This window comes from Pseudoalteromonas sp. APC 3224 (genome assembly GCF_030407535.1).
Taxonomy (GTDB): Bacteria; Pseudomonadota; Gammaproteobacteria; order Enterobacterales; family Alteromonadaceae; genus Pseudoalteromonas.
The window spans coordinates 87,245-107,518 of the sequence record NZ_JASDDF010000013.1 but is presented as its reverse complement, the minus strand read 5'-3'; the positions used below and the strand labels follow the sequence as shown (position 1 = coordinate 107,518).

Annotated in this window: 18 protein-coding genes; 16 read left to right on the top strand and 2 right to left on the bottom strand. The window is 39.9% G+C overall.

Annotation, left to right across the window (positions count from 1 at the left end; all coding sequences use genetic code 11):
- The 15 genes from flgC to fliD all read left to right on the top strand — a co-directional run bounded on the left by flgC (position 1) and on the right by fliD (position 17,336).
- On the top strand, positions 1-432 hold the full coding sequence (flgC, locus tag QL989_RS08645) for a flagellar basal body rod protein FlgC (RefSeq protein ID WP_008113068.1): 432 nt from the start codon (positions 1-3) through the stop codon (positions 430-432).
- Between the two features lie 13 nt (positions 433-445).
- A complete protein-coding gene (locus QL989_RS08640) occupies positions 446-1,123 on the top strand; it encodes a flagellar hook assembly protein FlgD (RefSeq protein WP_178956429.1) in 678 nt (225 codons plus the stop codon).
- Between the two features lie 58 nt (positions 1,124-1,181).
- Positions 1,182-2,504, top strand: a complete 1,323-nt coding sequence (gene flgE, locus QL989_RS08635; RefSeq protein ID WP_138605271.1) for a flagellar hook protein FlgE — start codon at positions 1,182-1,184, stop codon at positions 2,502-2,504.
- Positions 2,505-2,637: 133 nt separating this feature from the next.
- Positions 2,638-3,381 carry a flagellar basal body rod protein FlgF gene (locus tag QL989_RS08630; RefSeq protein ID WP_290169767.1) on the top strand — a complete coding sequence of 248 codons (744 nt, stop codon included), beginning with the start codon at positions 2,638-2,640 and terminating at the stop codon, positions 3,379-3,381.
- Between the two features lie 21 nt (positions 3,382-3,402).
- On the top strand, positions 3,403-4,191 hold the full coding sequence (gene flgG / locus QL989_RS08625; RefSeq protein ID WP_008113073.1) for a flagellar basal-body rod protein FlgG: 789 nt from the start codon (positions 3,403-3,405) through the stop codon (positions 4,189-4,191).
- A gap of 14 nt (positions 4,192-4,205) precedes the next feature.
- Positions 4,206-4,889, top strand: coding sequence for a flagellar basal body L-ring protein FlgH (flgH, locus tag QL989_RS08620; RefSeq protein ID WP_290169765.1), 684 nt, complete (start codon positions 4,206-4,208; stop codon positions 4,887-4,889).
- Between the two features lie 12 nt (positions 4,890-4,901).
- Positions 4,902-5,996, top strand: coding sequence for a flagellar basal body P-ring protein FlgI (locus QL989_RS08615; RefSeq protein ID WP_008113075.1), 1,095 nt, complete (start codon positions 4,902-4,904; stop codon positions 5,994-5,996).
- A 136-nt stretch (positions 5,997-6,132) separates the two neighbouring features.
- The gene (gene flgJ, locus QL989_RS08610) at positions 6,133-7,128 is read left to right on the top strand and encodes a flagellar assembly peptidoglycan hydrolase FlgJ (RefSeq protein WP_290169762.1); all 996 of its coding nucleotides are present in this window, start codon (positions 6,133-6,135) and stop codon (positions 7,126-7,128) included.
- A 1-nt stretch (position 7,129) separates the two neighbouring features.
- Positions 7,130-9,136, top strand: a complete 2,007-nt coding sequence (gene flgK / locus QL989_RS08605; protein ID WP_290169760.1) for a flagellar hook-associated protein FlgK — start codon at positions 7,130-7,132, stop codon at positions 9,134-9,136.
- Positions 9,137-9,138: 2 nt separating this feature from the next.
- Positions 9,139-10,398 carry a flagellar hook-associated protein FlgL gene (gene flgL / locus QL989_RS08600; protein WP_138687327.1) on the top strand — a complete coding sequence of 420 codons (1,260 nt, stop codon included), beginning with the start codon at positions 9,139-9,141 and terminating at the stop codon, positions 10,396-10,398.
- A gap of 275 nt (positions 10,399-10,673) precedes the next feature.
- Positions 10,674-12,074, top strand: a complete 1,401-nt coding sequence (locus QL989_RS08595; RefSeq protein WP_024602016.1) for a flagellin — start codon at positions 10,674-10,676, stop codon at positions 12,072-12,074.
- A 278-nt stretch (positions 12,075-12,352) separates the two neighbouring features.
- Positions 12,353-13,447 (top strand): VCBS repeat-containing protein, encoded by a 1,095-nt coding sequence (locus QL989_RS08590; RefSeq protein WP_138687326.1) that lies wholly within the window; start codon positions 12,353-12,355, stop codon positions 13,445-13,447.
- A 549-nt stretch (positions 13,448-13,996) separates the two neighbouring features.
- Positions 13,997-15,397 carry a flagellin gene (locus tag QL989_RS08585; protein WP_024602017.1) on the top strand — a complete coding sequence of 467 codons (1,401 nt, stop codon included), beginning with the start codon at positions 13,997-13,999 and terminating at the stop codon, positions 15,395-15,397.
- A gap of 99 nt (positions 15,398-15,496) precedes the next feature.
- Positions 15,497-15,883, top strand: a complete 387-nt coding sequence (locus QL989_RS08580) for a flagellar protein FlaG (RefSeq protein ID WP_008112160.1) — start codon at positions 15,497-15,499, stop codon at positions 15,881-15,883.
- Positions 15,884-15,911: 28 nt separating this feature from the next.
- Entirely contained in the window at positions 15,912-17,336 is a 1,425-nt protein-coding gene (fliD, locus tag QL989_RS08575; protein ID WP_290169755.1) for a flagellar filament capping protein FliD, read from the top strand.
- Between the two features lie 186 nt (positions 17,337-17,522).
- On the opposite strand, the gene QL989_RS08570 is transcribed toward fliD, so the two are convergent.
- Complete coding sequence (locus tag QL989_RS08570) at positions 17,523-17,846, bottom strand: hypothetical protein (protein WP_290169752.1); 324 nt, start codon at positions 17,844-17,846, stop codon at positions 17,523-17,525.
- Complete coding sequence (gene fliS / locus QL989_RS08565) at positions 17,846-18,241, bottom strand: flagellar export chaperone FliS (RefSeq protein WP_290169750.1); 396 nt, start codon at positions 18,239-18,241, stop codon at positions 17,846-17,848. The genes QL989_RS08570 and fliS overlap by 1 nt, the downstream gene beginning before the upstream one ends.
- A 367-nt stretch (positions 18,242-18,608) precedes the next feature.
- Between fliS and QL989_RS08560 the strand changes: the two genes are divergently transcribed.
- Positions 18,609-20,045, top strand: coding sequence for a sigma-54-dependent Fis family transcriptional regulator (locus QL989_RS08560; protein ID WP_290169748.1), 1,437 nt, complete (start codon positions 18,609-18,611; stop codon positions 20,043-20,045).
- The last annotated feature ends 229 nt before the right edge of the window (positions 20,046-20,274 follow it).

Sequence of the window (20,274 nt, the reverse complement as noted above, 5' to 3'; positions counted from 1 at the left end):
ATGAGTTTATATAATGTGTTTGATATTGCAGGTTCGGGTATGAGCGCGCAAAACGTGCGATTAAATACCACCGCAAGTAATATCTCTAATGCCAATACAATTAGCTCTTCACAAAATGAAACGTACCGAGCGCGACAACCTGTATTTGCTGCGGAGCTAACAAAAGCGTCAGCGTCAGCAAGCAACCCACAGGGCTCTGCCGTTGGTGTGAAAGTGTTAGGAGTGGTTGAGAGTGATAAACCACTACAAATTGAATATAACCCAAACCACCCGAGTGCGGATGAAAATGGTTACATTTATAAACCCAACGTGAATGTTGTTGAGGAGATGGCAAATATGATTTCTGCATCTCGCTCTTATCAGACAAATGTTCAAGTTGCTGATGCAGCTAAGCAAATGTTAAGTAAAACACTGCTGTTAGGTCAGCGGTAACTGAGGGTAGCTCATGAGTAACGATATTAGTACTTCTTCATCCTACATGGACTCTTTACGTTGGCAAGATAAGCAAGTGCCACAAAAAGAAGACAGTGATGCGTTAACCCAAGAAGATTTTTTTTCGTTGTTAACACAGCAGTTGTCATATCAAGATCCCAGCAAACCTGCTGATAACGATCAGATGATTGCACAAATGACAAACTTTACCATGGCTGAAGGAATATCAAATTTGAACTCTAACTTTGATTCCTTAGCTGCGTCGATGACATCAAATTCGGCATTGCAAGCATCAACACTGGTAGGCAAACAAGCTTTGTTGGAGTCGGATACACTGGAGCTTAATGAGTCGGGTGAATCAAGAGGTTCTGTTGTAGCTGAAAAGCCAGTCGATAGTTTAATGATCCGCATTGAAGATGCATCCGGGCAGCTGGTTAAAACTATAGATTTAGGCACTCAGCCTGCAGGAGCCATCCGTTTTGCATGGGATGGTAAAAATGAAGCGGGTGAACGGCTACCACCTGGTGAATACAACATCAAAGCAGAGGGTAGTACAAATGGGGAATTTTCAAGCCTCCCATTAGCTACATTCAAAAATATTGAAAGTGTTAATATTAACGGCTCAAGCGGCATTATTATTAATACTAAAGAAGGTGCGGTTAGGCTGACTGATGTCGCAGAAATCGCGTAATAGATTTTATGTATTTTTTTAGCCATCAGGCTAAATATTTTTAGGTTAGAGGTTAATTATGAGCTTCAATATTGCATTAACAGGCCTTGCTGCCGCACAAAAAGATTTGGATGTTACCGCCAATAACATTGCCAACGTAAATACCACGGGTTTTAAAGAGTCTCGTGCTGAATTTGCTGATGTATACGCATCATCAGTATTCAGTGCCGGCAAAACGAAAAATGGTGATGGTGTGCAAACGACCATGGTTGCCCAGCAGTTTCATCAAGGGTCGCTGCAGTTTACTAATAACTCACTGGATTTAGCGATCACGGGTGAAGGTTACTTTGCAACTACTCAAAGTCTGGATTCACAAGACCAAACTTTTACACGTGCTGGAGCATTTAAGCTTAATAAAGACAATTTCGTTGTTGATGCCAAAGGTAATTTTTTACAGAGCTTCCCTGTTGATGAGGTTACCGGAGATACAACCTCAGTAAGTCTTAGTACTTCATCTGCATTACAAATACCAGACTCTTCTGGTTCACCACGCTCTACGAGTAACGTATATACTTCTTTCAACCTTGACTCACGTAAAGATGTTGTGGCAGTACCGTTTGATGCAACAGACAGCAGCACATATACTGCATCTACATCGACTACAACTTATGACTCTTTAGGTGAGCCACACGTTCTACAATTCTTTTTTGTAAAAACAGCGCCTAATGAATGGCAAGTGCATGGTACATTGGATAAAAAACCGTTTGATGCTACCGGTGCTCCCACAGCAACACCAAGCCCTTTAAGTACCTTTGGGTTTGATGCTAGTGGTTTGCCTGCAACTACCGATGGCGCTCCAAATGTCGGTCCAACCTTTACTGATGTTAATTTAACCGGGGCCAATTTAAGTGGCCTATTAAGTAATGGTGCTCAGTTTAGTGATATAGCAATTAACTGGCGCGACGAAGCGAATACATCAAATAAAGTTCCAAGCCAGTTTGCGAGTCGCTTTGAAGTAAAAGCACTAGAGCAAGATGGTGCGACAGTAGGTCGCTTAGCGGGTATTGACATTGGTACTGATGGGAAAGTAGTTGCATCGTACAGTAATGGTGACTCAACCTATTTGGGTCAAGTAGCCATGGTTAGGTTTGCAAACTCACAAGGTTTACAACAGGTGGGTGATACTTCATGGAAAAAAAGTTTAACCTCAGGTGAGCCGATTGCAGGTGAACCGGGAACAGGAACTTTAGGCAAAGTCAATTCTTCAGCGCTCGAGCAATCAAATACAAATTTAACCACAGAGCTGGTTGATTTGATTAGTGCGCAGCGTAACTTCCAAGCAAACTCTCGTGCGCTTGAAGTGAATTCAACGCTGCAACAAAATATTTTACAGATCCGATAACCATATTTTGATTTATAAAGGCTGCTTAATGCAGCCTTTTTTATTCCTCTCTTAAAATCTTATTCATGCTTTAATTTAATTTGGCACTTATATTGCATTTACTCATATATAGATTTCTTAATGAGTCGATGTTATGGATAAAATGGTCTACATAGCCGCATCTGGCGCTAAACAAAGCATGCAAGGGCTTGCTCTTAAAGCCAATAATTTGGCAAATGCAAACACCACTGGGTTTAAATCTGATTTTTCGCAAGCACGGTCAATGCAGGCTTTCGGTGAAGGTTTGCCGACTCGTGTTTTTGCTATGCAGGAGCGCCCAGGATCTAACATGACATCGGGCGGTGTTGTCGAAACAGGTCGCAGCCTTGATATTGCTATGAGTGATAATGCATGGCTGAGTGTTCAGGATGCCTCCGGTAATGAAGCCTATACAAAAGTGGGTTCGTTAAATATAACGGCTGAAGGAATGTTGACTACCAGCGACGGTCGTCAAGTTATTGGCGAAGGTGGGCCAGTCATATTACCTGTACCGATTGAAAAAATTGAATTTAGCAAAGATGGCACTATTCAAGTTCGCCCTCAAGGTGCACCGGCTAACTTTTTAGAAGAAGTTGATCGGCTAAAAGTGGTTGATGCAAACAACGCTACACTCGAGAAGGGTAACGATGGCTTATTTAGAGCTAAACCAGGCCAAATAGTTGAAACATCAGCCAATGTACAAGTATTAGGTGGCACATTAGAAAAATCGAATGTAAATCCTGTGCATGAAATGGTCGATATGATCAGTCATCAACGCCAATTTGAATTACAAGTAAAACTGATGAAAACAGCTGAAGAGATTGACGAACGTCAAGAACAGCTGATGCGCATCGTTTAACTATAACGTGAGGATATTATTATGAATCCAGCATTATGGATAAGTAAAACAGGGCTTGACGCTCAACAAACAGATATATCGGTTATATCAAATAACTTAGCGAATGCCAGTACAGTGGGTTACAAAAAAAGCCGCGCTATTTTTGAAGACTTACTCTACCAAAATATTAATCAACCAGGCGGTCGCTCATCGCAAGACACCGAAATGCCGTCAGGCTTAATGTTGGGCGCGGGTACTAAGGTGGTGGCTAACCAAAAAAACTTTTCGCAAGGTAATATGCTCACCACTGAAAATTCATTAGATTGGATGATTTCAGGTCCTGGCTTTTTTGAAGTTTTACAGCCTGATGGCAATATTGCTTATTCGCGTAATGGCCAGTTTACTACCGACGGCGACGGGCGTGTTGTAACCTCGGGCGCTGGTTATGTTGTTCAGCCTGAAATGAATGTGCCTGATGATGCACAGTCAATCACCGTATCTCAAGATGGTGAAGTGTCAGTTCGCATTAAAGGTCAAGCCGAAAACGTGGTTATTGGTCAAATTACTATTAGTGATTTTATCAATCCGTCGGGCCTTGAGCCTATAGGGCAAAACCTTTATACCGAAACTGCAGTAAGTGGTGCACCTGTTCAAGGTAACCCGGGGGTTGAGGGCTTAGGTACAATTATTCAAGGTTCACTTGAAACATCAAATGTAAATGTGACCGAAGAGTTGGTTAATTTGATTGAAACTCAGCGAGTTTACGAAATGAACTCAAAGGTAATTTCAGCGGTTGATGAAATGATGAGCTACATCAATCAACAATTATAGTCTTGGGGGATTGTATGCGTAATATCATGTTATTTGCAGTAGGGACTTTACTGTTAAGCGGTTGTGTATCTACACAAAATAATGAAGTAGTGCAGGACGATCCCTACTATGCACCTATGTATCCAGAGCCTAATATGGAGTCAGTGGTAGCAACTGGCTCTTTATTCAGTACACAATTATCGAATGACTTATATGCCGATAAGAAAGCACTTAGAACAGGCGATATCATTACGGTTAAATTGCAAGAGTCAACCCAAGCCACAAAAGCGGCTAAAACAGAAACAGATAAACAAACAGATGCTAGCCTCGATCCTGTTATTGGTTTAGGTGGTTTACCGGTTAATATTGGTGGCGATAGTATTCAATTTGGTATTGGTAGTGATGCGTCGTTTAAAGGTGACTCAAGATCAAATCAATCAAACAGCCTAGTTGGCGATATTTCGGTTAACGTGATGCGAGTATTACCAAATGGTAATTTGGTGATTCGCGGTGAAAAATGGCTAACGCTAAATACCGGTGAAGAATTTATTCGCTTAGAGGGGTTAGTGCGTCCACAAGATGTTAATGCTGATAATACCGTTGAGTCTAATCGTATTGCGAATGCGCGTATTCAGTATTCAGGTAAGGGTCAAACTCAAGAGGCACAAAGCCCGGGTTGGTTAACGCGTTTCTTTAGTAGCTCATTGTTTCCCTTTTAGAGGACATTCAACATGAATGGTTTTAAAGTTTTTTGTTTTATGGTGCTACTAGGCTGGCAATTTACTGCCAGTGCTGAGCGAATTAAAGATGTATCTATGGTTGAAGGGGTGCGCTCAAACCAATTAGTGGGCTATGGATTGGTTGTTGGTTTACCGGGCACCGGAGAGCAAAGCCGTTTTACCGAGCAAAGTTTTAAAGGCATGCTTAATAGTTTTGGTATTACACTACCTGCGAGTTTAAAGCCAAAAATTAAAAATGTTGCAGCGGTTGCTGTTCATGCAGAACTCCCTCCATTTAGAAAGCCAGGGCAGACTATTGATATAACCGTGTCATCAATTGGCAGTGCAGGCAGCCTGCGCGGTGGTACATTATTACAAACATTCCTAAAAGGGGTTGATGGTAATGTTTACGCCATCGCTCAAGGCAGTTTAATTGTAGGTGGCTTAGGCGCTGAAGGCCTTGATGGTAGTCGCGTTGTGATTAATACGCCAACGGTAGGACGCGTACCAAATGGTGCAACCGTTGAGCGTGCTGTTAAAAGCCCATTTATGCAAAACGATTATATTACCTTTAATTTAAACCGCCCTGATTTTACTACTGCTAAACGTTTAGAGAAAACCATAAATGATTTAATCGGCCCAAATAGCGCTCAAGCACTCGATGCGGCTTCTATTCGCGTTATTGCACCTCGTGATGCCTCGCAACGTGTATCGTATTTATCAACTCTTGAAAACTTAGAGTTTAAGCCTGCGGATACTTCGGCAAAAATAATTGTTAACTCACGCACCGGCACTATAGTTATTGGAAAAAATGTAAAATTACAACCTGCGGCAATTACACATGGTGGCCTTACTGTGACCATTGCTGAGCAACAAAATGTGGCACAGCCAAATCCTTTAGCAGAGGGGGAAACAGTGGTTACCCAACAAAGTATTATTGACGTTAATCAAGATGATTCACGTGCTTTTGTATTTGACCCAGGTGTCAGCCTTGATGATTTAGTTCGTGCTATTAATGAAGTTGGCGCTGCCCCTGGCGATTTAATGGCGATTCTTGAAGCACTTAAAGAAGCCGGTGCAATTAACGGTCAGCTTGTTGTAATTTAGTTTTATAAGATTCTAGACCCTAAGCCCTAGGGTCTTTAACCCTTAACCTTTCATCCTTAACCTTTCATCGCTACTCTTCTTTTGGCTCAATTATTGCATTTAACTAGGTATTATTAATTATTGTGTCAAAAAGCTGATGGAAACAAATCATCTAGATAAGCAAAACTTTTTTGATTTAGGCAACTTAGACTCTTTGCGTCGAGATGCTTTAAACAGCGGTGATGCATCAACCGATGCATCTAAAGCGGCGTTAAAAAAAGCGGCGGCACAATTTGAAGCTATCTTCACCCAAATGCTACTGAAAAGTATGCGTAAAGCCAATGAGGCTTTTGAAGACAAAGAAAGCCCATTTAATGCAAGTGGCGTGAAGTTTTTTGAAGAAATGCACGACCAACAGATGGCTACAGAGCTTTCATCAAATGGCTCTTTAGGTCTTGCTGATTTAATTGTGCAGCAACTATCGCCAGATGGAAAAAACTTTATGCCAGGCTCAGTTCTTCGTACAACGTCAGATTTCTTTAGTGACCAACGTGCGGGTAGCACCTTACCTCATCAAGAAAACCAAAAGGTCACTGAAAAAGTGCCGCTCGTTGATTCAACTGAAAAAAGCGAACAAAACATAGCGTCTGGCACATTTGAAAATGCTGAGGAATTTGTAAGTACAGTGTGGGAACACGCAAAAACAGCGGCTAAAAAAATTGGTTTAAATCCGGCGGTTATGGTTGCGCAAGCAGCATTAGAAACTGGCTGGGGTAAACATATTATCAGTAAAGGTGATGGCAATAGCTCAAATAATTTATTCAATATAAAGTCAGATAAAAGTTGGCAGGGCGAAAAAGCCAGTAAGGTCACTTTAGAGTTTGAGCAAGGCGCTGCAGTTAAAAAGCAAGCAAGCTTTAGAGCGTATGACTCAATAAAAGATAGTGTGAATGATTTTGTGGATTTTTTAACGCAGAACCCTCGCTATCAAGATGCATTAAACAATACAGCAAAGCCGCACAAATTTTTAGACTCTTTACAGCAAGCCGGTTATGCAACCGACCCTAACTATGCAGACAAAATAAAAAGAGTGCTTAACAGTAACGAGTTAAAGAATATCGCCACAAGCATTATCCGCCAAGGAGTAGAGTAACATGTCGTTTAATTTATTAAATATTGCTAATTCAGGAATAAGAGCAAACTCTGAGTTATTGCAAACGACAAGTAAAAACATCGCAAACGTTAATACTGAAGGGTATGTACGAGAGCGCACTGAATTTACTACCATGATTGATAATCAGGTGGGCCGCGGTCAAACGTACCGGTTATTAAATGAGTTTGCACAAAAGCAATTAAACCGAGATACCTCAAATAAAAGCTTTTTTGATCAATTTGTTAGCGAGGCGAGTCGGGTTGATCAAATTTTTTCAGAAAAATCAAACAGCTTATCAACTAGTATCAACTCAATGTTTAATAACGTGCAAGAAGCACTTAACCAACCTTCATCAACAGTTGCTCGTTCATTGGTGATGAGTGATGCGCAAAATCTGATTGATCAAATGGACCGGCTTGCAGGTATTGTTTCAGAGCAAAAAGCGGTGGTTAATGAGCAATTAGAAATATTTTCTGAAGAGGCGAATACGTTAATCGAAAGTATTAGTTCGTTAAATCAAGAAATTGCGGGTGTTCATGGCACTAAAAACGAAGCAGATGCGAGCTCAGCTTACAATGAGCGTGATAAAGCAATACGTGATTTATCAAAACTAATTGATATAGAAACACTCGATGGCCCTAATGGTGAAAAACAAGTATTTATGGGCACAGGTGAAGCGGTTGTTATGCAAAATGGTTCATTTAATTTGTTTTCGATTAGTGGCGATCCCGATGCTAACTTTAAAGAGCTACGCTTAGATGTAAATGGCGGTAAGGCTGTGTCATTAGATATAGACCCTACTAAACTCAAAGGTAAAATTGGCGGTTTATTAGCGTTTAGAGACGATATTTTGGTGCCTGCTCAAAATCAAATAGGCCAGATGGGCATTGCACTTGCCGATTCGTTTAATCAGCAAAATCGTTTAGGTATGGATGCAAACGGCGAGCTTGGAGGCGATATTTTTAATATCCCAACGGTCAGTGCTTTTGTTTATCAAGCAAATACCGGAACAGCTAATATGTCAGCAACCGTTGAAGCTGGTAAAGGCAGTGAACTACCAGCGAGTGATTTTGTGATCACCTATACGGGGAACCCTAACGAAGTAAGTATTCAGCCAATAGATAATAAAGGCGAGCCTTTAGGCAGTGCATCGTTAGCTGTTATTCCACCGAGTGGCATTATTGACTCTGCGGCAATCACCAGCGGGGAGTCGTTTGGTTTAGAGCTAAACGTAACCGGAGCCGGTAATGCCGGTGACCAATTTCAGGTAAAACTTAATAGTGGCGCGGCAGGTAATATATCGCTGACAACAGGTCGAGGCGAAGACATTGCCTTAGCCTCTCCAATTAGAACAGCTGACGGCCTAGATAATACAGGCACAGGCAGTATTTCACCGGGTAATGTCACCGATGTAACCACGGGTAGTTTTAGTAATCCTTTGGATTTAGCAAATGGCCCTATTAGCATTGTTAAAACAGCCAATGCTAACGAATATCAACTTACTGATGGGAATGGTACAACCACGTTTACGGTTACACCGCCTGCTAACAATATACTCGCTCAAGCCGGGGCACCATACGATGGTTATGGCTTTGATTTTAATATTGAAGGCGTACCAGCAACGGGAGATACCTTTAATTTAGAATTTAATGAAGGTGGTTTTGATGATAACCGCAACGGTCAAAAACTTGCTGACTTACAAAACACCGATTTAGTACGTCAAAATGTGGTAGCAAGTGCCTCAGCCGATAATCATAAAACCTTGAACCAGGCCTATGCTGGGTTAGTAACCGATGTTGGTGTAGTAACCAGTCAAGCAAAAACCAACGGGGCGGCATTTGATGCTTTAGCACAGCAATCAGAAGCCTGGTACGAATCGTTGTCGGGCGTAAATTTAGATGAAGAGGCAGCTAATTTGCTGCGTTTTCAGCAATCTTATGCTGCATCGGCTCAAGTACTGTCTGCAGCACGTTCTATTTTTGACACTTTACTGAGTGCGGCGAGGTAATTATGCGTTTATCAAATAATTTAATGTATCAAAGTCAAATTAATAAAATTTTAGATAATCAACAGGGCGTTGCAGGCGCTTTAGAGCGAGCAAACACAGGTCAAAAGTATTTGAGTACCTCTGAAAACCCAGCTGCTATATCGCAAGGGATGTTGTACACCAATAAAATAGAAACCAATGAGCAGTTAACTAAAAATATAAAGCAGCTAAATGGTCGCTTATCAACCGAAGAAAGCATACTTAAGGGTATGAACGACACTATTTTAGAAGCGCAAATGCTAACCATACGAGCGGGCAATGGTTCGTTAGGTCAAAGTGATTTGGCTTCAGTTGCCAGTGAACTAAAAGAATTGCAAAAATCGCTGCTTAACTTAATGAATAGTCAATCAGAAGGGGGGAAATACCTATTCTCTGGCTATCAAGACGATATTCAAACCTATACATTTAATAGCACTAATGGCAAATACGAATACCAAGGCGATCAAGGCCAGCATGAAGTAACCATTGCAAAAGGGGTTGAGATAAAATCAAGCGATAATGGCTTTAATGTATTTGAACGCGTAGATGCACGTCTTGATGTGGTGTCGAATGATGGAGCGCCATCAGGCGGCATTACCGCAGGGACTGTTTATGTTGAAAACCAAGGCGAGTTTGACAAGTTTCATAAAGATAATTATAACTCAGACCCAGATCCGCTTATTTCTCCGACGATCAATACCTATAATGTTAACGTGATCCCTGGTGCGACACCCTCAGCGCCAGATCAATATGAAATATTACGTGATGGCACACCGCTCGTACCGCCTGTTACTGGTGAGGTAACCGACGAACCAATTGAATTTGCAGGCATGGAAATTCAACTTGAAGGTGTAGCACCCGGCCAGCTTGATTTTACCCTTGAAAAGCCAGGTAAAGAAAATGTGCTTAATACGCTTGAAGATCTGATCACTAGTCTAAATGACGAACAACTTGATGGAGCGCAAATTAACCAAGCGTTATCGGATGGGTTAATTCAGCTTAAAAATGCCAGTGAGCAAATTGTGTTTACTCAGGCTGGCCTAGGTGGGCGTATGAACGTGGTGGAGCGTGTGACCGATTCAAACAGTGCTCTAGATATTAATAATCAAGAAAACAGAGCGAGCTTAATTGAAATTGATCCTGCTGCAGCTATTAGTGAACTTACTAAACAAGAGTCTGGTTTACAGGCTTCACAAGCGACTTTTGGTCGCTTGGCTAAACTTTCATTATTCGATTATTTATAAATACCATCCAAGGCAGGTTATTACTATACGAGAAAAGTAGGTAATAACTTGCCTTAACGAAGCGGCAAAAAACTGTCACCCCCTTTTTATCTTCTGTCAAAAAATCGCTAACTTCTAATTTAAAGCCGCAATAAGTGTTATTTAGTTGTTTTAAAACATAGGGTTAATCTTTTTTTACTAGTTGGCACAAGTAATGCATTCAACTAGTCATAGACAGTGTGGTTTTTGCTTAAATATTTTGAACCACATTCTGATTGAAACTAGGAGATGGTAAAATGGCTTTAAGCGTAAATACAAATGTTGCATCACTTAATGGGCAACGCAATCTATCTAAATCTAGCATGGCACTTGAAACCTCAATGCAGAGACTATCATCTGGTTTGCGTATTAATAGCGCAAAAGACGATGCTGCAGGTTTACAAATTGCCAACCGACTAACGTCTCAGGTTAATGGCCTAACGGTTGCTCAGCGTAATGCCAACGATGGTATTTCTATGGCGCAAACTGCTGAAGGTGCAATGCAAGAGTCAGCAAATATTCTGCAACGTATGCGTGACTTATCACTGCAATCAGCGAATGGTTCAAATAGTGCGGTTGACCGTGCATCACTGCAAAAAGAAGTAGCAGCCCTGCAACAAGAGCTCACTCGAATTGCAGATACCACTAAATTTGGTGGCACCAGCTTACTTGACGGCACTTTTGGTACTAAACAGTTTCAGGTAGGTGCAAATGCGAATGAAACCATTAATGTAAGTTTACGTAATGTTGCTGCCGATGCTATTGGTTCTAATGAAATTGATGGGCCAGGTACTGTATTTGGTGTAGTTGCCGCAGGCAGTATGGCCGCTAACGAAGTTGTATCTGCTGGTTCACTAAATATTAATGGTACTGATGTGGCTTTCGGGGCTAATGATGGCGCCGATGGGGTTGCTAATAAGATTAATTCAGCCGCGTCAGGCGTTACAGCCGAGGCTCGCTTAGAGGTAGTTATTGGTGGAGTAACAAACCTTGATAATGCAACAATTAATATTGGTGATGATAACTATGATTTAGGCACATATGGTGGCGAAATGGCTCGTTTAGCTGAAGATATGGTTGCTGATGGTTATGATGCAGTTTACGACTCTGATGCTGGAACGATTACGCTAAAAGCAACGGGTGTTGATGGTATTGAATCTGTTATGGATGCAGGTACTCCAGCTGGTGGATTAACGTTTGACGGAACTGCTGCAGCTACAGCGGCGGCTTCAAAAACGTCAGAAATTAATTTGTCATCACCGAATAAAATTGGTATTTCAAATGATGGTTCAGCGAATGAGCTAGAGATGTTTAATGGTGCATTGAGTGAGTTATCATCGGTTGAAGCGATAGATATTAGTGGTACAACTAGTGAGGGGGCTCAATCGGCAATTCAAACAATTGATGCTGCATTGGCACAAATAGATACTCAGCGTGCCGATTTAGGTGCGGTGCAAAACCGTTTTGGCTTTACTATTGCCAACCTTGCTAACGTATCTGAAAACGTGTCAGCTTCGCGTAGCCGTATTCAAGATACCGATTACGCGCTTGAAACCGCAACGTTAACTAAAAACCAAATCATGCAACAAGCAGGTACTACTATTTTGTCTCAGGCAAATCAGTTACCACAGGCCGCATTAAGTCTACTCGGTGGTTAAGTAACAGTTTTATAATAAGCTTGAATCATTTAGCGCACCTACTTAGGTGCGTTTTTTAATTTAAAAGATGATGCCTCAAAAAGTACTAAATTTAATAATCATAACCGCAATTAAAGTTTAGCATTTCCACCACCCACTTAAATTACGCTATACAATTTGTTTTTTCGAACAAATATTGCGCTTTATTTTTGTACCTATTTTAGCGATAAATTGCTTGCATTGCATATAATGATATTTTATGCTCAATTTTTAATTGGATAATAAAAAGGAATTAACAAATGAACATTAAATATAGTGTACTTTATGCGACTGTCTCTCTAGCTTTAACAAGCTTTAGTGCTTTAAGTGGTACAGGTGGCTTTATTGATTCGGGACAAGCGTTAGGGAATGGAGGTGTGTTTTCTCTAGCAATAGCTGATATTGACAACGACGGCGATTTAGATATTGCTACCTCTATTCCTAGAGGTGCGCGTATTTTTATAAATGATGGTTTGGGTAACTTTACCGACTCTAGTCAATCAATTGATTTTAGTAAACAAATGTATGCTTATTCTGTGAAGTTTGCTGACTTCAATGGAAATGGTTATGTAGATTTGGTTATTGGAAATAATAGCGGTGGAAACAAAGTTTTATTTAATGATGGAACGGGTATGTTTGCTGACACAGGGCAATCTCTAGGTAATGGTGGAACCCAAGCCCTAGCTGTAGGTGATATGGATAATGATGGCGATATAGATATAGTAGCGGGAAATTTTGGAAGCTATAATCGAGTTTATAAAAATAATGGGACTGGCATATTCAATAGCTCCTTTAGCCTAAAAGAACCAAATAAGAAAAACTTAACAAGAACACAAGCAATTTCAGTTGGAGATTTTAACGGCGATGGTCGGTTAGACGTATATGCAGGTAATATAAATGAAGATACTGTGTATATGAGTAATAAATATGGACAGCTTAGGACGGTTAGCAAAACTGCTGGTGAATATCATGCTCCAGGAGTTGCTGTTGGCAACATTAATAATGATTCATATCAAGATGTTATAACTGCCGGTTGGCTTACGTATAACAGAATTAGAAAAGGCTCTGGGTTAACTGTAAGTCGCAATGTTGGAAAGCCTAATGATTATACTTGGGGCGTTGTTCTTGGAGATGTAGATGGCGATGGCTATGATGATTTAGTTGAAGCTAATGCTCTTGGTAATGCTAATAAAGTATACTTAAATGATGGCTCAGGTACCTTTTATGATAGTGGCCAATCGCTAGGTAATAATAGTAGTCGTGCTGTAGCTCTTGCTGATTTAGATGGTGATGGCGATCTTGATATTGTTATAGCTCATCAAGATGCCCCTGTTTCTATATATTTTAATAATTAAGCTTTAATCTTAAATGTTAAAAAATAAAATGAAAGCTAATTCAGGAATTAGTAGGTAAGCCAGCGTTGCTTATTACTTTGCTGTACTCTTTTAAATTAGCTAAGTGTTTTTATCCCTTAGAGATAGACCGGTTGTTAGTCAGATGATGACAACCGGCTGATATCGCGCTTATACTTTAAATACTACAAACAAGCTAACAGCTGCATTTACTTAATATAAAGCTTCACCTACAAATCATTTAAATACATTTATTATTCTATCAACCTTTATAGTAAATAAATTATTAAAAGAGGCATTTAAAATAACTACTACATGTTTAACTTGTACCCTAAATGCTAATCCAACACTTAACCTTTAAAATATAACTCCTTTAAAAACAGTAGTCTGAATTGAAAGGGTGAAAAAAACACTATTTTTTTAAAAAAAAGCTAAAGGTAATTTTATAACGGCCGTTAACTTAATTAGAACGGAGCTTGAACAGATTTTTATTGTGATGGCTCTTGGTTAAAATCAATTAGTTACATTACGAAAGTAATCAGGAGTTATAACATGGCTTTATCAGTAAATACTAACGTTGCATCATTAAATGCACAAAGAAACTTATCAAAATCTAGCGAAGCATTAGGTACATCAATGCAACGTCTTTCATCTGGTATGAAAATCAATAGCGCGAAAGATGATGCGGCAGGTCTACAAATTGCTAACCGTCTTTCTTCACAAATTAATGGTTTAGGTGTTGCACAGCGTAACGCGAATGATGGTATCTCAATGTCGCAAACTGCTGAGGGTGCGATGCAAGAGTCATCAAACATCTTACAACGTATGCGTGATCTATCTCTACAATCAGCTAATGGTTCAAACGATGCTAACGCTCGTGCAGCACTACAAAAAGAAGTGGGCGCATTACAGCAAGAGCTTACTCGTATCGCTGAAACGACTAAATTTGGTGGTACAAGCTTACTAGATGGTTCGTTCGGTACTAAACAATTCCAAGTGGGTTCAAACGCTAACGAAACAATCAACGTAACTTTGCGTGATGTATCAGCAGATGCGATTGGTGCAAATGAAATTGATGGTGCTGGTTCTGTATTTGGCGCAGCTGCTGCAGCTGGTGACATGGCTACAAATGAAGCTATAACAGCAGGTACGCTTAATATTAATGGTGTCGATGTTGCACTCTTAGCTGATGATGGTGCTGATGGTGCTGCAGCAAAAATAAATGCTGCTGCTACAGGCGTAGTTGCTGAAGCTCGTCTAGAAGTGACTATTGCTGGTATCACTAATACAGATAACGCTACGATTAATGTTGGCGATGACAACTATGATTTAGGAACGTATGGTGGTGAGATGTCTCGCTTAGCTGAAGATATGGTTGCCGATGGTTACGATGCAGTTTATGACTCTGATGCTGGAACGATTACGCTAAAAGCAACGGGTGTTGATGGTATTGAATCTGTTATGGATGCAGGTACTCCAGCTGGTGGTTTAACATTTGATGGAGTAACTGCATCTACAGCAACGGCTTCAAAAACATCAGAAATAAACTTATCATCACCGAACAAAATTGGTATTTCTAATGATGGAACTGCCGATGAGACTGAGTTGTTTAGTGGTTCTACAAGTTCTTTGACATCAGTTGAAAGTATTGATATTTCTGGGGCAACAAGTCAAGGTGCACAAGATGCAATTCAAACAATTGATGCGGCGCTTGCGCAAATTGATGCACAACGTGCTGACTTAGGTGCGGTACAAAACCGTTTTGGTTTCACTATTGCTAACCTTGCAAACGTATCAGAAAACGTATCAGCTTCTAAAAGCCGTATCGAAGATACAGATTACGCTGCAGAAACGGCTAAACTGACTAAAAACCAGATTATGCAACAGGCTGGTACAACAATCTTAGCTCAGTCTAACCAGTTGCCACAGGCAGCACTTAGCTTATTAGGTTAATTTAACAATAAGCTCTATACTTAACTACTAAGGAAGGGGCAACCCTTCCTTTCTTGTATAGGTATAAAGCTTTATATCGCTTTATAGTAGGAGCGAATTATGGAAACGCAAAGTTTAAATCTAAATATCAGCTCAGCGCAAAAAGGTGAGGTTACCTCAAGTTACCAAACCCCATCACAAGTTAAGCAAAATGCTGATGAACAAAAGAATACACCCATCACCACCACTGCAAGTAATAGCGAAATTTCTAAAACTGAGTTATCACCTGAAAAACTAGAGAAGGTGGTACAGCAATTGCAGGACTTTATGGGCGAAATGAATCGCAGCCTTCAGTTTAAGGTCGACGAAGATTCTGGCCGTAATGTTATTAAGGTGATTGATAAAGAAAGTGGTGATTTAGTTAAGCAGTACCCGTCTGAAGAGGTATTAGGTATCGTTGCTAAATTAGCGGAAGCCACCGGTGTATTGGTTGATTTTAAAGTTTAGTTTTCAGTAATTTAAGAGGGTAATTATTATGGATATTTCATTTAAAGGTATAGGTTCAGGGCTTCAAGTTAATGAAATTGTAACTGCTTTAGTGAATGCTGAAAAAAGCCCTTACCAAGCTCGAGTAACTAAACAGCAAGCAAACTTTACTACCGATATATCTGCAGTAGGTACCCTAAAAGCCTCTTTGGAAGAGCTTAATGGTTCACTAGAATCATTGGGTGACATCGAAAACTTTCAAAAGCGCACTATCAGTGGCAGTGACGACTTTGTTTCTTTAAGCTCTGAAAAAAACGCGCAAACCAATAATTACTCTATTAAAGTTAATAGTTTGGCTGAGAACCAAAAGCTAACATCAAATGCTATAGCTGGCGATGAAGCGGTGGGAGAGGGTAAGCTCACGATTAGTTCTGGCTCTAACAGTTTTGACATAAATGTGTCAGACACAGCAAAGCTGGCTGATATACGTGACGCGATTAATAATTCTACCGATAACGACTCAGTTAATGCTACTATTATTACCGACGATACGGGGCAGCGATTAGTGTTATCAAGTAAAGAAACCGGCGCAGAAAACGCAATAAAAATTGTAGTTGATGATGTCGGTGATGGTGATAATATAGACTTGTCTGGCTTGTCTCGTCTTGCGTATGATAGTGATACAACATCAACAACGTATGCTGAAAACTTAAACGAAGTAACAGCAGCGACGGATGCTTCAATTACGATTGACGGAACGCTTGTGGCCTCAAGCAGTACCAATGAGTTTAAAGATGTTATTGAAGGCGTTACCATTAATGCTAAAAAAATTCACAATGCAGACGATGATTTAAGTAAAGCAACTATCACTGAAAATAACAATAATGTTGCTGCTGGATTAAAGTCGTTTGTAGAGAAGTTTAATGCATTTATTGATTTATCAAATCAGTTAGGTCGCTCTAGCGCTGAAGAGGGCGTTGGTGCACTTGCGGGTGATTCATTACTTAGAGGCTCTGTAAACCAAGTACGCTCGATGTTAACATCTGAATTTAGCACGGGTAATGGTAATACCGAATTTTTAGCTAACTTTGGTATTAGAACTGAGCGCTCAGGTAAGTTAAGTATTGATTCTGACGCTCTTAAAGCTGCGGTAGAAAGTGATCCACAAGCTATCCAAACGTTTTTTGTTGGCGAAAATGACGGTGATGGTTTTGTTGGCCAGTTAGATACTGTTATTAAAGGTTATACGGCCTCTGATGGTATTATTAGTTCACGTATTGAAGGGCGTGAAACACAACTCGATAAGCTACAAGATGAAGTTGATGCATTTAATAGCCGAATGAAAAAGTATGAAGAGCGACTATATAGCCAATACAATGCCATGGATATATTAGTTGCTAACCTAAACTCGACAGGAGGTTACTTGCAGCAGCAATTAGCTAACCTACCGGGTGTGGCTAAAAAGTCTAGCTAAATAGCATTGTTTAGTAAATAAAGCCTGGCTTGTTAGTCAGGTTTTTTTATACCTGTTCGCTTATTGGTAATTAACAACGCTTGGTTTATAGTGAACTTTCAGGCTATAAAAATACAGAGTGATAAATCAATTAATCACTCTGTAAAGGGGAATAAAATAGGGGGTTAGCTAAGGCAAGCAGTGTTTTTAAATATTAGATTTATACTTATTTACAGCTTTTTTATTTTTTTGATTACCAACTATTTTAACCGCTAATAGTTGCTTTTGATTATCTATTTTAACAGATAGCTGTTCTATTAGGTTAATTAAAAACTCAAGTTCAGTGGCTGAATAATGAGTTTTTTCTCTAGAAAGTGAGCTACTTATGTGAACATCAAGTTTATTATGAATATTCAGCGCTTGCTCGATATCCCAATCTTCTGAGTCAGCAATCAAACTTACTAGATCATTGCAATATGCTCTAGTCTCACTATCTTTAACTTGTGAGCTTGTAACCCGCTTTAAAGACATTATAGTTGTGGTTCTCTTTGTTCAAATGGGATTGCTTCCCAACCTGATTTTATTTCCTTGATCAAGGTAATTACTTCATCAATTTTTTCTATATCGTTCTCAAGGTTTGCGGTTAGTAAGCATCGCTGACAATAATCATATAAAGAGTCTAAGTTAGCTGATACTTCATTATTATGTTCAAAATTTAATACTTGCTGCAACGCACCAAGTAGCACTATACAATCAGAGATTGCGTTGCCTTTTTTTTCTAACTCTTTACGTTCAATAAATCCCTTTGCAGCAGAAAGTTTGCCAACAATGTTCACAAACACGAGTTTGACTTGATCATAAGGCGTCATTTCTTTAACGCTGCTAACTGTTATTTGACGGTATTTATTGATTGATGCGTGCGCCATAGGTGATTCCTCAAATTTTAATTACATGTTCAGAACTATAAGCAAGTTTAGTTCCAACATAAGTTTGACTATTACTTTATCGGCAAATACAGTCACACCTTTAAGTAATAATAGCAGTTTTTATGAGTTTCTTCTGTGTAGAATCGTATCATTGCCAGTGGCAAAATGTGTTGGATAATTCATCCTAAGTGGGTATGCCGTTATAAATAGTTAAAGAGTTATTAGTTATAAAGTATTGGCTTTTCAGGCGGGGTGTCTGTTTTTTGGCGTTAATGTCAAAAAATCGCCGCTATTACTTGCATCCAAATCCAACTGGCTTACAATTTGATTAATAAAACAAATTAGTGAAATAAATGGCTCGCTAAAAATGATCTTAATTTTAGATAATAATAATAATCGCTCTATTGGATTATATGCATCCCTTACTTTTATCGGTGAGGCGGTACAGTTGCAAACAGAAGCTGACTTTGAGCAGGCATGTAGTCACTATCAAAATAAAGAATGTATTGTGGTGTTAGGGGCGCTGCAATCTTTAGATCATGAAAGTTTAATTAAACGCTATCCGACTTTCCCTTTTTTACTGATAGGTGAAACGCTCAAACCGCTACTGAGTCTCGCCAATGTTGTTGGACTAATCTGTGAGCCATTTACTCATGAAGTTACTACCCAGTTACTACATGATTGTCAGCAATATCAGCGTATGCTGCCTCATGAGCATCAACATAATAAAGAAAAAAGTACCTTTGATGGCCTTGTAGGTGAAACCAAAGCCGTAAAAGATTTACGCTTTTTAATTACTCAAGTTGCTAAAACCGATGCCAATGTACTTATTTTAGGTGAGTCGGGCACAGGTAAAGAAGTGGTTGCTCGTAATGTGCACCTGCTGTCTAAGCGTAACAAAGGTCCATTTGTACCAGTAAACTGTGGGGCAATTCCAGCAGAGCTACTTGAAAGTGAACTATTTGGCCATGAAAAAGGTGCATTTACCGGGGCTATTTCAGCACGTAAAGGCCGGTTTGAATTGGCACAAGGTGGTACGTTATTTTTAGATGAAATTGGTGATATGCCGCTGCAAATGCAGGTTAAGCTATTGCGAGTACTACAAGAGCGTAGCTATGAGCGCGTTGGCGGTACCAAAGCGATTCAAGCCGATGTACGTGTTATTGCTGCAACCCACCGCGATCTTGAAGGCATGATTGAAAAAGGCTCGTTTCGAGAAGATTTATACTATCGCTTAAATGTTTTTCCTATTGAGAGTCCATCACTTGCTCAACGTGCAGAAGACATCCCTTTGCTACTTAAAGAGCTAATGCGCCGCGTAAATGAGCAAAGCGGTACTACGGCTAAGTTTACAGAGCGTGCTATTGAAAGTTTAAAAGAGCATTCTTGGCCAGGTAATATTCGTGAGCTCGCTAACTTAGTTGAGCGTATGGTTATTATGTTCCCAGACAAGGTGGTTGATGTTCCTGATTTACCTAATAAATACCGCTACATTGAAGTTGAAGCCTATGAGCCACAGTACCCAGAAGAACTGATGGAGCGTGATGCGTTTAATGATATTTTTAGTGGCGGATTCAGCGAAGACGAAATAGACCTCGAAGATGATTTTGCTCAAGCGGCACCCGGTTTATTGCCCGATGAAGGTATTGAGCTTAAGGAGTACTTAGCTGAGCTTGAAATTAACTTAATCACCCAGGCATTAGAGCGCTTTGATTATGTTGTTGCCCGTGCTGCTGAAGTACTAGGCGTAAGGCGAACCACACTGGTCGAAAAAATGAAAAAATATAACTTGTCTAGGGATTAAGAGCAAAGTGCAGGTGTTATATTTTAGGTATTAGGTATTAGGTATTAGGTATTAGATATTAGGTTAGAAAAACTAAACACCGGTAGTTACACTGAATCCGTTACAGGTTCTATTTTTTAGCAGGTTTACCCCACGTCTGCGTTGGGTGCCAACTTACTGTTTTTTGGGTAAATATAACAATTAAAGGGTTAAAACCAAAAAGCCTAAAGTTATGCTATTTGCTTAACCT

What these genes read in the sequence shown, in the direction of transcription:
- flgE (WP_138605271.1), top strand. Translation starts at nt 1,182, where the DNA reads ATGAGCTTCAATATTGCATTAACAGGCCTTGCTGCCGCACAAAAAGAT.
- flgG (WP_008113073.1), top strand. Translation starts at nt 3,403, where the DNA reads ATGAATCCAGCATTATGGATAAGTAAAACAGGGCTTGACGCTCAACAA.
- flgJ (WP_290169762.1), top strand. Translation starts at nt 6,133, where the DNA reads ATGGAAACAAATCATCTAGATAAGCAAAACTTTTTTGATTTAGGCAAC.
- QL989_RS08615 (WP_008113075.1), top strand. Translation starts at nt 4,902, where the DNA reads ATGAATGGTTTTAAAGTTTTTTGTTTTATGGTGCTACTAGGCTGGCAA.
- QL989_RS08595 (WP_024602016.1), top strand. Translation starts at nt 10,674, where the DNA reads ATGGCTTTAAGCGTAAATACAAATGTTGCATCACTTAATGGGCAACGC.
- flgL (WP_138687327.1), top strand. Translation starts at nt 9,139, where the DNA reads ATGCGTTTATCAAATAATTTAATGTATCAAAGTCAAATTAATAAAATT.
- QL989_RS08585 (WP_024602017.1), top strand. Translation starts at nt 13,997, where the DNA reads ATGGCTTTATCAGTAAATACTAACGTTGCATCATTAAATGCACAAAGA.
- fliS (WP_290169750.1), bottom strand. Translation starts at nt 18,241, where the DNA reads ATGGCGCACGCATCAATCAATAAATACCGTCAAATAACAGTTAGCAGC.
- flgK (WP_290169760.1), top strand. Translation starts at nt 7,130, where the DNA reads ATGTCGTTTAATTTATTAAATATTGCTAATTCAGGAATAAGAGCAAAC.
- QL989_RS08560 (WP_290169748.1), top strand. Translation starts at nt 18,609, where the DNA reads ATGATCTTAATTTTAGATAATAATAATAATCGCTCTATTGGATTATAT.
- fliD (WP_290169755.1), top strand. Translation starts at nt 15,912, where the DNA reads ATGGATATTTCATTTAAAGGTATAGGTTCAGGGCTTCAAGTTAATGAA.
- QL989_RS08570 (WP_290169752.1), bottom strand. Translation starts at nt 17,846, where the DNA reads ATGTCTTTAAAGCGGGTTACAAGCTCACAAGTTAAAGATAGTGAGACT.
- flgH (WP_290169765.1), top strand. Translation starts at nt 4,206, where the DNA reads ATGCGTAATATCATGTTATTTGCAGTAGGGACTTTACTGTTAAGCGGT.
- QL989_RS08590 (WP_138687326.1), top strand. Translation starts at nt 12,353, where the DNA reads ATGAACATTAAATATAGTGTACTTTATGCGACTGTCTCTCTAGCTTTA.
- QL989_RS08580 (WP_008112160.1), top strand. Translation starts at nt 15,497, where the DNA reads ATGGAAACGCAAAGTTTAAATCTAAATATCAGCTCAGCGCAAAAAGGT.
- flgC (WP_008113068.1), top strand. Translation starts at nt 1, where the DNA reads ATGAGTTTATATAATGTGTTTGATATTGCAGGTTCGGGTATGAGCGCG.
- QL989_RS08640 (WP_178956429.1), top strand. Translation starts at nt 446, where the DNA reads ATGAGTAACGATATTAGTACTTCTTCATCCTACATGGACTCTTTACGT.
- QL989_RS08630 (WP_290169767.1), top strand. Translation starts at nt 2,638, where the DNA reads ATGGATAAAATGGTCTACATAGCCGCATCTGGCGCTAAACAAAGCATG.